Genomic DNA, 12478 nt, shown 5'->3' on the forward strand with positions numbered 1-12478 from the left:
TTTATGAGCATTATGCTTACCGGTACGGCCAGGGAAAGACGGCACGCCAGCACCACGAACATCGACAGATTATCGACGCTGGATATGCTTAACGTCATACGCCAGGATGACGCGCAAATCTCTTCTGCACTTACCCCTCACTTAAGTATGCTGGCCCGCGTGGTGGATAACGCGGCGGCGACGCTTAGCCACGGCGGACGTCTGGTACTGACCGGCGCGGGCGCGTCCGGACGCGTGGCTGAACAGGCGGCAGAAGGGTTTGCGCCGGGAAAACATCCCGTCATTGCGATGACAGCAGGCGATCACGCCGGTAGCTACGCGCGCGGCGTTGCCGACCTTCAGACGATAGAATTTGGCGAGCATGACATGATGCTGGCGCTGTCCGTCAGCGGCAAAACCCCATGGGTATGGGGCGCGATGCGTCATGCGTGGTCTCTGGGCTCAACGGTTGCGATCATTACGGAGGATGCGCAAAGTGAAGCGGCGCAGCTGGCGAGCATGGTCATTGCCCCCGATCTGGGCGCGGATGTGGTGGCCGGGTATACCAACGCTAAAGCAGGCATTGCGCAAAGCATGATCCTGCATATGATTACCACCGGTCTGGCGGTACGTTCCGGACGGGTGTACAGCAACCTGCGCGTTGATCTGGAGGCAAGCAACACCAGATGGGCCGAACGACAAATTGCCATTGTGATGGAAGCGGGGGGATGTAGCCGGGCGCAGGCGAAGGCCGCGCTGGAAAGCTGTAACCACCAGTGCAAAACGGCGGTACTGATGGTGCTGACAGGGCTGGATGCCTGGAAAGCGCACGAATTGCTGGCGCAGAATAACGGGTTTGTTCGCCTGGCCTTGCAGGAAGCGCCATAACATTTCAGCGTCAAATAAAAAAAGCCCGCATCGCGGGCTTTAATATTGATGGGGATTAGAACTGGTAGGTCATGCCTACGCCAACGATGTCATCGGTAGCAATACCGTTGTCATTGTAGAAGGCATCATCTTCGTCCAGCAGGTTGATTTTATAATCAACGTAGGTGGAGAAGTTTTTGTTGAAGCTGTAGGTCATGCCCACGTCGATGTAGTTAACCAGATCCTGGTCTACATAGTCATAGCCATTGCCTGGGTGATAATCGTTACCGCCCAAATCGATGCCTTTAGAATAGACCCACGCCAGGGATGGACGCAGACCGAAGTCAAACTGGTACTGCGCTACGGCTTCAAAGTTCTGTGTTTTGTTGGCGATGCCATCGTTGCCGTACGGAGTCATGTTACGGGTTTCCGCATACATCATGGCCAGGTAGACATCATTAGCATCGTATTTAGCACCGATTGTCCACGCTTCCGCACGTTCACCGCCAGCATATTTGCTGAAGCGGTTATAGGTGTCAGCGCCGTAAGCGACCTGGTCGTTAGTACGGTCAGAGGAAGAATAAGCCGCACCCAGCGTTAGGCCGAAATCGAAGTCATAGGTGGTAGACATACCGAAGCCGTCGCCGTTCTGGAAACGAACATCATCATGGCCGTTTTTGGTGCCTTCCTGATTTTCGTTTGCGTTGCCACCTTCATTATTACCCTGGTATTGCAGCGCAAAGTTCAGGCCGTCGACCAGCCCGAAGAAATCGTTATTACGATAGGTCGCCAGACCGTTAGCACGACCGTTCATGAAGTTATCGGTCCAGGTGTAAGAATCTCCACCAAATACCGGCAGCATATCGGTCCAGGCTTCAACGTCATACACGACGCCGTAATTACGGCCGTAATCAAATGAGCCGTAGTCGCCATATTTCAGGCCAGCGAATGCCAGACGGTTGAAAGATTTATCCCCTGCGCCTTCGGTGTCGTTAGCGTAGGTTTTATATTCCCACTGGCCATAGCCTGTCAGGTCGTTCGTGATCTGCGTTTCGCCTTTGAAACCCACCTGTACATAGGTTTCATCGCCGTCGTCGCCAGGGTTGTCGGAGAAGGTATGACGCGCATCAACCTTACCGTACAGGTCAACTTTGTTGCCATTCTTGTTATACATTTCCGCCGCATTTACTGCGCCAGCCATTAATAACGCGGGTACGAGAATTGCCAGAACTTTTCTTTTCATTATATATTCCCTTTAAATATAAATTGTATGAATATATGTAATTACCCTCCGTAATTACATGGCTGATACTATTCTATGGATTATTATTTAGGTTCAAAAATAAATGTAATTAAAGTGGTAAAAATATTACAAAATATTTCTTTTTATATCTTTATTTTTCACATGAATTAATTCATTGAAAATATAGCGGGTAATTATTATTAAGTATTTCGTAATTCTATTTATAAAGGATTTTAATTCGGGTGTATTATAATTCACTCACTTTTGAGCAACAGGACAGGATGATGGAACTTGCGCAGTGGCAACACCGTTTTGAGCGCTGGCTCGACGAAAATCATTTTACTGATGATGCGGCGCACGATATCGCCCATTTTCACCGCGTCTGGATGACGGCGCAGGGTATTATGGCTGACGAGGATAGCGATCCGCTGGTTGTGCTGACCGCATGCTACTTCCATGACATTGTCAGCCTGCCGAAAAATCACCCGGAACGTAGCCACTCCTCGCGGCTGGCAGCGCGAAAAACGCGCGAGATCCTCAGTCGCGACTTTCCTGATTTTCCGCCGGATCGTTATGCAGCCGTTGAGCATGCTATTGAAGCGCACAGCTTCAGTGCCGGTATCGCGCCGCAAAGCCTGGAGGCCAAAATTGTGCAGGATGCCGACCGGCTGGAGGCGTTAGGCGCTATCGGCCTGGCGCGCGTCTTTGCCGTCTCCGGTGCGCTGGGCGCCGCGCTGTTTGATGCCGACGACCCGTTCGCCGGAACACGAGCGCTGGATGATAAAGCCTTCGCGCTCGACCACTTTCAGACCAAACTCCTGCGCCTGCCTGACACCATGCAAACCGCGCGGGGGCGCGAACTTGCGCGTCACAATGCCGATTTTCTGATCCAGTTTATGGCGAAGCTGAGTGCCGAATTACAGGGCGATTACCTCGGAACCGACAGCCAGATATTGACCCATTTCCGTCGCAGTGTGCGATCCTGAACTGTGGTACTCTGTTTTCTGTCTTTATTGTCCGGTTAAGAGAATGCAGGAAAATCGATCAGTGACAGTGCCCGCGCCTGAGCGGGTTGAGAAATCAACGGCAGCCGTGCAGGCACTCCTGCGTCAGCTGCTGGAAATGTATGATGCTAAAACGCTGGCAAACCAGCTGGTGGCCCATGGCGAGAGCCACTGGAGCCCGGCGATACTCAAGCGGCTGCTGATAAGCGACAGGGCAGGTCACCGCCTGAGCGATGGTGAGTTCCGCTATCTGCAAAATTTGCTGCCGCGTCCGCCTGCTGCGCATCCAAATTATGCCTTTCGCTTTATCGATCTCTTTGCCGGTATCGGCGGCATTCGCCATGGCTTTGAAGCTATTGGCGGGCAGTGTGTATTCACCAGTGAATGGAACAAACATGCCGTCCGTACCTATAAAGCCAACTGGTATTGCGATCCCGACGCGCACCAGTTCAACGCGGATATTCGGGATGTCACGCTGAGCCACAAAACCGGCGTCAGCGATGAAGAGGCCGCCGAACACATTCGCAATACCATTCCGGCGCACGATGTGCTGCTGGCGGGCTTTCCGTGTCAGCCGTTCTCGCTGGCTGGCGTGTCGAAGAAGAACGCGCTGGGACGCGCACACGGCTTTTCCTGCGATACGCAGGGCACACTGTTCTTTGATGTTGCCCGGATCATTGATGCCCGCCGCCCGGCAATTTTTGTCCTGGAGAACGTCAAGAATTTAAAGAGTCATGACGGCGGCAAAACCTTCCGCATTATCATGCAAACGCTGGATGAACTGGGTTATGACGTGGCGGATGCAGAGGACATGGGGCCGGACGATCCGAAAATTATCGACGGCAAACACTTCCTGCCGCAGCACCGCGAACGCATCGTGCTGGTGGGCTTCCGCCGCGATCTCAATCTGAAAGGCGATTTTACGCTGCGTGATTTGCCCTCGCTGTATCCGGCGCGCCGCCCGACGGTGGCCGATCTGCTGGAGCCCGCCGTCGATGCGAAATTCATTCTGACCCCGGTGCTGTGGAAATACCTCTATCGCTATGCCAAAAAGCATCAGGCCAAAGGCAATGGCTTTGGGTTTGGCATGGTCAATCCGCTTAATCCTGACAGCGTGACGCGTACGCTGTCGGCGCGCTATTACAAAGATGGTGCGGAAATTCTTATCGATCGCGGCTGGGATAAGGCGCTGGGCGAAAAAGATTTTGACGATCCCCAGAACCAACAACACCGACCGCGGCGCTTAACGCCGCGCGAGTGCGCCCGCTTAATGGGCTTTGAGACGCCGCAGGGCTACAGTTTTCGCATCCCGGTATCAGATACCCAGGCCTATCGTCAGTTTGGCAACTCGGTGGTGGTGCCCGCCTTTGCCGCGGTAGCTAAACTGCTGGCCTCACGCATCAGCAAGGCCGTTCAGCTTCGTCAGAGCGAGGCCGTCGATGGCGGACGTTCACAATAAGGCCACGCGCAGTAAAAACATGCGTGCCATCGGCACGCGTGATACCGCGATTGAAAAACGGATCGCGGGCCTTCTGACCGCCGCCGGGTTTGAATTCAGGGTTCAGGATGCCACGCTTGCCGGGAGTCCTGATTTCGTCATCGACGCGTACCAGTGCATCATCTTTACCCACGGCTGTTTCTGGCATCATCACGACTGCTATCTGTTTAAAGTCCCGGCGACACGCACCGACTTCTGGCTGGAGAAGATTGGCAGAAACGTCGAGCGTGATAAACGCGATGTTTCTCAGCTTTACGCTCAGGGCTGGCGGGTGCTGATTGTCTGGGAGTGCGCGCTGCGTGGAAGAATGAAGCTGAATGACGTGGAACTGACGGAGCGGCTGGAAGAGTGGATCTGCGGCGGCGGTCAGGCCGCGCAGATCGATACCCAGGGCATTCACCCGATCACGGTTTCTCCACCTCACACCTCGTGACAATCGGTTTCGCGGGCAGCAAATATTTACCCAGCGTGACCAGTACCACGGCAAAGACAATCACACCCAGCGCCAGCCATTCAATCGTCGACAGCACTTCGCCCGCAAAACCGGTACCCAGCAGCACGGCAACCACCGGGTTAACGTAGGCGTAGCTGGTGGCAACCGCCGGTGAGACGTTGCGAATCAGGTACATATAGGCGTTGATGGCGATAATGGAGCCAAACAGCGCCAGATACCCGACGGCCAGGAAACCTGAAAGGTCTGGCATCGCCGTCAGTTTTTCACCCGTCAACGCGGAGGCCATCAGCAGCACAATGCCCGCCGCGAGCATCTCAATCGCACCTGCCATCATCCCGGAGGGCAGCTCGATGCGTGAACCGTAGACCGAGCCGAAGGCCCAGCTCATGGAGCCGATCATGATCAGAACGGCAGCCCAGGGGTTCCCGCTCAGGTTACCGCCGCTGTTCAGCAGGATGATACCCACAAGCCCAATCGCGATGCCCAGCCATTCGAGCTTACGGGTGCGGATCCCGAAGAGGCGACTAAAGCAGAGCGTAAACAGCGGCACGGTTGCGACGACCACTGCGGCGATGCCCGACGGCACGTTCTGGTGTTCGGCGACGGTTACCGCGCCATTGCCCACCGCCAGCAGCAGCAGGCCAATCAGGGCGGCGTTAAGCAGGGGACGCCGCGGCGGTAGTCTGTGGCCGCGCAGCAATAAAAACGCCATCAGCAGCACGCCGGCCGTAAGGAAACGAATACCGGCCATCATCAGCGGGGGCCAGCTTTCCACGCCTATACGAATGACAAAATAGGTGGACCCCCAGATGATATACAGGGAAAAGAGTGCTCCAATGAGCGGTAATAAATGCCGGAAACGCATAGTCCCTCACGACGAAATAAAAAGTTCGCTCATAGTTAACGCCAAAACTATCAGCCTGGCGAGTGCTTTAATTGTGTTGTTGATGTGAAATTTTTGTTGACGCGAGGTGCCAGTTTCCGGGCGGTGAGTTTTGTTCCATACTATTCACTTAATTAGCAAAAAAAGAAGGAAAGAGATTTTGGCAGGAAGTAGCTTATTAACATTACTGGACGACATCGCCACCTTGCTGGATGACATTTCGGTTATGGGAAAACTGGCGGCGAAAAAGACCGCCGGGGTACTGGGAGATGATTTGTCGCTTAACGCGCAGCAGGTCAGCGGCGTGCGGGCGAACCGTGAGTTGCCGGTGGTGTGGGGCGTTGCGAAAGGGTCCTTTATTAACAAGGTGATCCTCGTTCCGCTGGCGCTGCTGATTAGCGCCTTTATACCCTGGGCCATTACGCCCCTGCTGATGATTGGCGGGGCGTTCCTGTGCTTCGAGGGTGCCGAAAAAGTGTTGCATATGTTCGCTGCACGCAAAGAGAAAGACACCCCGGAAATGCGCCAGCAGCGTCTGGAAGCGCTGGCCGCACAGGATCCAAAAACGTTTGAACGCGATAAGGTCAAAGGCGCGATCCGCACGGACTTCATCCTCTCAGCCGAGATTGTGGCGATTACGCTGGGGATCGTCTCAGATGCCCCTCTGATGAACCAGGTGCTGATCCTGTCCGGCATTGCGATCCTCGTGACGATAGGGGTTTATGGCCTGGTCGGGCTGATCGTCAAGCTGGACGATATCGGCTTCTGGCTGGAAAAAAAATCCAGCGCAATTGCGCGCGGCATTGGGAAAAGCCTGCTGGTGCTGGCGCCGTGGCTGATGAAAACCTTGTCGGTGGTGGGAACCCTGGCGATGTTCCTGGTCGGCGGCGGAATTATCGTGCACGGTGTTGCTTCGCTGCATCACATGATTGAACATTTTGCGTCAGGCCAGGGAGCGGTAGTTGCTGCAATTCTGCCCACACTGCTTAACCTCGTACTGGGCTTTATCGTCGGTCTGATTGTGGTAGCCGTTGTTAAGCTGGTTGAAAAAGTACGCGGGAAATCGCATTAATTATTGCTGACCCCGGATGCAAAAAGACCATTCCTCGTCTAAATTGAAAACGTTTCACCCTGATACAGGAGGCAGGTATGGTCTTTTTGATCAGTGATGAAGTTAAGCCCAAAAATGGTGGTCCAGGTATGATCGTCACCGGGTATTCCAGCGGAATGGTGGAGTGTCGGTGGCATGATGGATACGGCATTAAGCGGGAGGCTTTTCGCGAAGACGAGCTTCAGCCTGCTAATAAAAGGCAAAAACGCGACAAGGCTTAATCACACAACGCCCGGCCTTGCCGGGCGTTTTTACTGGCAGAAGACTTATCATATCGGATGGTGAGCGACAATCAGGGAGTGTGTGTGCAGCACGATACCTTTGTTGTAAAACAATCTTTTTTGCAGTGGCTGCATAAGCGTAGCAATCCCCGTTTGATTGTTAACTTCTGTTTTATCGTTGTCCTGATCTTTTCCACCCTCCTGACCTGGCGCGAAGTTGTGGTACTGGAAGATGCTTATATCTCCAACCAGCGTAACCATCTGGAAACGGTTGCCAGTGCGCTGGACAGACAGCTTCAGTTCAGCGTCGATAAGATATTGTTTTTTCGCCACAGCATGCGTGATGCGCTGGAAACGCCGCTGGCGTTTGGCGTGCTGCATGATGCGGTAAAGCGTTTTGCGCATTTGCGCACGTCCCCCAGCTGGCAAATTGCGGTTGATAAACAGCGCACGTTACCGATCAACGGTGTTTCGGATGCCTTCGTTGAAAAGACGACCCTTCTGAACCGTGATGATGAGTACCTTGATAATGAACTGTCCGCCGCGCTTGAAGTGGGGTATTTGCTGCGTCTGGCATCCAGCCCTTCCCGCAACGAAGAGCGCGTGATTTATGTCTCTCGCGCCGGATTCTTTCTGGAAACGGATACGCCGGGAAATTCCAGCGATATCGTGCAGCGCTATTACCATCTGGTCACTCAGCCCTGGTTTACCCAACAGTCCGAGCGTGAAAACCGTGCGCGTGCCGTGCGCTGGTTTATCTCGCCGCCTTCCACCTTTGTCGGCAAAAAGCCGCTGATCACCGCCAGCGTGCCGGTTTATTACAATCACGTCTGGTATGGCGTGGTGGCGATGGATTTCATCTTTGCCACCCTGCGTCGCCTGCTGGTGGAAGCCGTGGGCGATAACCCGGAAGGGGAATACCAACTGTATGATAGTCGGCTTACCCAGCTTGCAACGTCTGAATCACCGGCTGCGGACGTTAATCATTTTGACGCGCGCGAATTAGCGCAGATAGCGCACGCGATAGAATCGGATTCTGAAGGCGGCATTCGCCTGGGGAGTCGTTTTGTCAGCTGGGAGCGTCTCGACCATTTTGATGGCATCGTCCTGCGCGTGCACACCCTGGATGAAGGGGTGCGCGGTGATTTCGGCAGCATCAGCATTGTGCTGGCATTGCTTTGGGCGCTGTTCACCGCGATGCTGCTCATCTCATGGCTGGTGATCCGGCGCATGGTCAGTAATATGTATTCGATGCAGAACTCGCTGCAATGGCAGGCCTGGCACGACCCTCTGACCCGGCTGAATAATCGTGGGTCGCTGTTCGAGCAGGCGAAAATGCTGGCGAAGCAGTGTGAACAGCAGTCGCTGCCTTTCTCGGTCATTCAGATCGATCTTGATTGCTTCAAGAGCATCAATGATCGGTTCGGGCATCAGGCGGGTGATAAGGTGTTGTCCCATGCCGCGGGTCTGATTGCCAGCACCCTCCGGACTAAAGATATTGCCGGACGCGTCGGGGGCGAAGAGTTCTGTGTGGTGCTGCCGGGCATGACGCTTGAAGAGGCGGCGGAAGTCGCAGAGCAGATCCGCGAGCGTATCGACAGCAAAGAGATCCTGATTAAGAAAAGTACCACCCTGCGCGTAAGTGCGTCGTTTGGCGTCTCAGGCGCGCAGGAGAAGGGCAATTATCACTTCGAAAATCTGCAATCCACCGCCGATGCGCGTCTGTATGAGGCGAAACAGCGCGGGCGTAACCGGGTCATCTGGCAGGATCACGTCAAAAAGTAATCAAGCCCCTCGCACCAGCCGGTCGGCCCGGTGTGCTGAGTGTGATAAACCCGGGCGGGATCGTTGTTCTTAAGGCTGACGCCCTCCCGGTTGAAGCCTTTCACCACGACGGCAAAGCCTACGCTGTCCAGCAGCGGGGCATCATTCGGGCCGTCGCCCAGGCCCAGCGTCGTCGGTTCGGAACCCTCGTGCAGGCGATACTGGTCCACAAGCCAGTGAACCGCCACGTCTTTGCCGCAGCAGGTATCCAGGATATGCCAGAAGCGTGCTCCCTGGACAATCTTCAGCCCCTGCCGGGCGAGTTCGGCGGCAAAGCGTTCCATTTGTTCATCACTGTCACGCCAGATCAGCGTCACGGAAGCCTCGTGTTTACGCGCAAGCACTGAGCGGGGACGACTCAGCCCAGTCCATCCGGCGACCACGCGCTCATCCACGTCATCGAAGGTGGTGAATTTAAGATGCATTTCCTGACGTACCCGGGCAATACACTGCCGGATATCGTCATGCTTCTTTTCTGAGATGAACCGTGCGGCGTTTTCCCACCGTACGTCAGGCTGGATCACCGCGCCGTTTTCCGCAATATAGGGCAACCCGCCAAGCCCCAGCTCCTGCTGGATGTCATCCATCTCGGACGCGGTTTTGCTGCTGCACAGAATGACCGGTACCTGTTCATCCATTAACTTTTCCAGCCAGGGGGCCGCAGGCTGCCAGTCGAGTGTGTGAAAATCCAACAGCGTGCCGTCGAGGTCGGTAAAAACAAGCAGAGTCTCCTCAAACGAAGGCATAACGTCTCCCGGGTGATGATTTCACCTAAGATAAATCTTAAAAAAACAGGCATTGACGCGCCGTTGAAGTGGAAACGATCCCGACAAACCCACAGGTGGCGCATGTTTATACTCATAACCAAAATTCACATGTATAAAATATAATATTCGCTAAGAGAGTATATGCTTGTAAGACTATTCCGTTGGGGATAATGTCTTACCTGCATCAGATTTCCTGGTGTAACGAATTTACAAGTGCTTCTTGCATAAGCAAGTTTGATCCCGGTCATCCCCATGACCGGGATTTTTTTCGCCTTAGCGGTTCGTCTCCGAGACGCTAAAGTCATGGATATCCAGCTCGAATGCTTCAGCCAGTTCACGGTAGGTATGGTAATCCCTACCATTGACCACGACACGGTCGGAATTATCCTCCGCGCGATGAACTTCGGACTCACTGATTTCATTGATGGCGGCAAGCAGGGCATCGACATCCACTTCAACCTCACGCTTAATGGTGTCGCTGTACTCTTTGTCGGTCTTCATGGCGGGTTCCTCATTTAATCGTCTCAACAGTTAAGTATAGACCGCACACAAAAACGCCATTCGCGCCAGGTGGCGATGCCAGGCAATGCAATTTGTTCTACACTGGCTCAAAACCACAGGAGGAATGTATGAAGGTCAACGATCGGGTAACCGTCAAAACGGACGGTGGGCCGCGCCGCCCGGGCGTGGTGCTGGCTATAGAAGAGTTTAATGAAGGCACAATGTATCTGGTGTCGCTGGAAGATTACCCGCTCGGCATCTGGTTCTTCAACGAACTGGGGCACCCGGATGGGATCTTTGTGGAAACGGCGGAATAGGGCGGCGTCGGGGGCGTCTTCTCCCCGGCTCCGGCTACTGAAAAGCAAAATCTCTGGCCAGGCCAGAGATCAAGGTAGGGTACAACATGGCCGTGCAAATTAGCGCATATTAACGAAAATCCCATTCGTCACATTATCTGTCAGGCGTACGACATGGTATATGACTTGCTTATTATGCGTTTTAATTTTCCTTTTAATATTTCCTTTGTGTGACGATACTGTTTTTGCCTTGATATTCATCTGGTCTGAGATCTGAATTGTCCCTTGTCCAGCCATCCACATTCTTAGCATACTTGATTCAGTTCTGCTTAATGATAGGGTGGGTAAGTTAACCGCCCCTACATTCTTAACTTCTTTATTCAAATAATCGCCCAGGATATCATCAAGCGACTCTGGTTTAATCGATTTCGAACTGATTAATAAGTTTTTACGCACCAACAAATACTCATCGAAATGAATATTGGCGATCGCCATAAAAACAATAAACAGGGTCTTAGGATGCTGATTAATGATCTGCTTAATGTGCTGACTGTTAGCGGGGTCGTGAATGAAACAGTCCTCATTAATAAACACCACGCCGGGCTTGTGGGCGTCACAAGCGGCTGCGAGTTCTTCAACGGTGTGTGCATCGTTGATGTCTCTCTTTCTTACCCCTCTGCTTGCTAAGTACCCGGTTAACCCTAGCCGGGTGTAGCTGCATAAATCCATAATGATCGTTGACATGGCATACCCTCACTCAATGCGTAACGATAATTCACCACCTGCCTGAGAGCTCATAAACAGCCATACGGGATGGAAAAAATCTAATAAAACCTGTGAGCATGACAAAGACTTTCAGGCGAACTCACTATCCCGTAAAGTTACGTATAATTTGCCAGGAATCATCTTAAAGTAAAGTAAATATTAAGTATTGTGAGGTGGTTAGAAACATTTAAACCGCGTCAGATATATCCTGGTAGATGTTTTTCGAGATTATTTTTAGGAATATCCTCAGAAAGACATTGCAAACACTGCGGGTTATTATTTGCGTGGAAGTTCGCTGACAATATCCGCTAACAGATTGAATATCTCGCTGAATAAATGCTCGCAGAAGGGGGCTATAAGTGGCATCAATAATGACATTAATAAAAGGCCAACCGTCAAAGTCACCGGAAAGCCGATGACGAATACCGACAGCTGCGGAGCCATTCGGTTGAGTAAACCTAATGCGAGGTTAACGGTGAGCAGCAGGGTAATGATCGGCAGCGCCAGCATCAGCCCGTTGAGGAAGATCAGCCCGGCAGCCCGCACCAGCGCCAGAAACGCGTTGCTGTTTACCGGGTTGTCGCCAATCGGCAGCGTGTGGAAGGTGTCCACCAGCATCGAGATGAGCCACAGGTGGCCGTTGAACGAGAGAAACAACAGCATCGCCAGCAGGTCGATAATACGCGCCAGCACGGGCATATTCAGATGGCTGCCGGGGTCAACGAACGTCGCGAAAGACAGGCCCATCTGCAAACCGATAAGTTCACCCGCCGTTCGTACCGCGGCGAAGGCGAGCTGCATCGTAAACCCGACCGCCACGCCAATCATCACCTGTTGCAGGGCAATCCAGATCGCATTCGGGGAAAAGATCGGGATATCCACCGCTGGCAGGGTAGGGGCAACGATAATCGTGATAACGATGCCCAGCCCAATTTTGACGCGTTTAGGCACCGACTTTTCACTGAGTATGGGGGCGGTGGAGATCAGCGCCATGATGCGCAGCATCGGCCAGAAATAGATCCCGAGCCACTGAACAAACTGATCGCTGGTGAAATGCAGCATCGT

At 53.3% G+C, this 12478-nt stretch carries 13 protein-coding genes and 1 pseudogene; 8 read left to right on the forward strand and 6 right to left on the reverse strand.

The window, feature by feature from the left end:
• Positions 1-3 precede the first annotated feature (3 nt).
• Positions 4-867, forward strand: coding sequence for an N-acetylmuramic acid 6-phosphate etherase (locus tag ACOTX5_RS06980; protein WP_045910805.1), 864 nt, complete (start codon positions 4-6; stop codon positions 865-867).
• 55 nt (positions 868-922) lie between these two features.
• Here the strand turns inward: ACOTX5_RS06980 and ompC are convergent, their stop codons facing one another.
• The gene (ompC, locus tag ACOTX5_RS06985) at positions 923-2089 is read right to left on the reverse strand and encodes a porin OmpC (protein WP_045910804.1); all 1167 of its coding nucleotides are present in this window, start codon (positions 2087-2089) and stop codon (positions 923-925) included.
• Between the two features lie 284 nt (positions 2090-2373).
• On the opposite strand from ompC, the gene ACOTX5_RS06990 reads away from it, so the two are divergent.
• The 3 genes from ACOTX5_RS06990 to ACOTX5_RS07000 are packed head-to-tail and all read left to right on the forward strand — an operon-like array spanning position 2374 to position 5024.
• Positions 2374-3075: a phosphohydrolase gene (locus ACOTX5_RS06990; RefSeq protein ID WP_033486933.1), complete on the forward strand. Its 702-nt coding sequence runs from the start codon at positions 2374-2376 to the stop codon at positions 3073-3075.
• A gap of 43 nt (positions 3076-3118) precedes the next feature.
• On the forward strand, positions 3119-4552 hold the full coding sequence (locus ACOTX5_RS06995; protein WP_087924350.1) for a DNA cytosine methyltransferase: 1434 nt from the start codon (positions 3119-3121) through the stop codon (positions 4550-4552).
• Positions 4533-5024, forward strand: a complete 492-nt coding sequence (locus tag ACOTX5_RS07000) for a very short patch repair endonuclease (protein WP_045910802.1) — start codon at positions 4533-4535, stop codon at positions 5022-5024. Before ACOTX5_RS06995 ends, ACOTX5_RS07000 begins: the two co-directional genes overlap by 20 nt.
• Here ACOTX5_RS07000 and yedA read toward each other — a convergent pair.
• Positions 4996-5910: a drug/metabolite exporter YedA gene (yedA, locus tag ACOTX5_RS07005; RefSeq protein ID WP_015572432.1), complete on the reverse strand. Its 915-nt coding sequence runs from the start codon at positions 5908-5910 to the stop codon at positions 4996-4998. The genes ACOTX5_RS07000 and yedA overlap by 29 nt on opposite strands.
• Positions 5911-6088: 178 nt before the next feature.
• Here yedA and ACOTX5_RS07010 point away from each other — a divergent pair, with 178 nt between their 5' ends.
• The 3 genes from ACOTX5_RS07010 to dgcQ all read left to right on the forward strand — a co-directional run bounded on the left by ACOTX5_RS07010 (position 6089) and on the right by dgcQ (position 9045).
• Complete coding sequence (locus ACOTX5_RS07010; protein ID WP_017383336.1) at positions 6089-7000, forward strand: DUF808 domain-containing protein; 912 nt, start codon at positions 6089-6091, stop codon at positions 6998-7000.
• Positions 7001-7077: 77 nt separating this feature from the next.
• Positions 7078-7260, forward strand: a complete 183-nt coding sequence (locus ACOTX5_RS07015) for a YodC family protein (protein WP_003859574.1) — start codon at positions 7078-7080, stop codon at positions 7258-7260.
• 84 nt (positions 7261-7344) lie between these two features.
• Positions 7345-9045, forward strand: a complete 1701-nt coding sequence (dgcQ, locus tag ACOTX5_RS07020; RefSeq protein WP_047727517.1) for a cellulose biosynthesis regulator diguanylate cyclase DgcQ — start codon at positions 7345-7347, stop codon at positions 9043-9045.
• Here the strand turns inward: dgcQ and ACOTX5_RS07025 are convergent.
• Positions 9030-9830: a mannosyl-3-phosphoglycerate phosphatase-related protein gene (locus ACOTX5_RS07025; protein ID WP_045338586.1), complete on the reverse strand. Its 801-nt coding sequence runs from the start codon at positions 9828-9830 to the stop codon at positions 9030-9032. The genes dgcQ and ACOTX5_RS07025 overlap by 16 nt on opposite strands.
• Positions 9831-10124: 294 nt before the next feature.
• The gene (gene yodD / locus ACOTX5_RS07030) at positions 10125-10352 is read right to left on the reverse strand and encodes a YodD family peroxide/acid resistance protein (RefSeq protein WP_017383339.1); all 228 of its coding nucleotides are present in this window, start codon (positions 10350-10352) and stop codon (positions 10125-10127) included.
• A 128-nt stretch (positions 10353-10480) separates the two neighbouring features.
• Here yodD and dsrB point away from each other — a divergent pair, with 128 nt between their 5' ends.
• Complete coding sequence (gene dsrB, locus ACOTX5_RS07035; protein WP_003859583.1) at positions 10481-10669, forward strand: protein DsrB; 189 nt, start codon at positions 10481-10483, stop codon at positions 10667-10669.
• Positions 10670-10768: 99 nt separating this feature from the next.
• Here dsrB and rcsA read toward each other — a convergent pair whose 3' ends face one another.
• Both rcsA and fliR read right to left on the reverse strand, forming a co-directional pair.
• Positions 10769-11392 carry a transcriptional regulator RcsA gene (gene rcsA, locus ACOTX5_RS07040; RefSeq protein ID WP_017383340.1) on the reverse strand — a complete coding sequence of 208 codons (624 nt, stop codon included), beginning with the start codon at positions 11390-11392 and terminating at the stop codon, positions 10769-10771.
• Positions 11393-11682: 290 nt separating this feature from the next.
• Positions 11683-12475 (reverse strand): annotated as a pseudogene (gene fliR / locus ACOTX5_RS07045) (flagellar biosynthetic protein FliR); the annotation flags it as partial.
• Between the last annotated feature and the right edge of the window lie 3 nt (positions 12476-12478).

It is taken from the genome of Enterobacter cloacae complex sp. IR5441 (assembly GCF_049238215.1).
Taxonomy (GTDB): domain Bacteria; phylum Pseudomonadota; class Gammaproteobacteria; order Enterobacterales; family Enterobacteriaceae; genus Enterobacter; species Enterobacter hormaechei_C.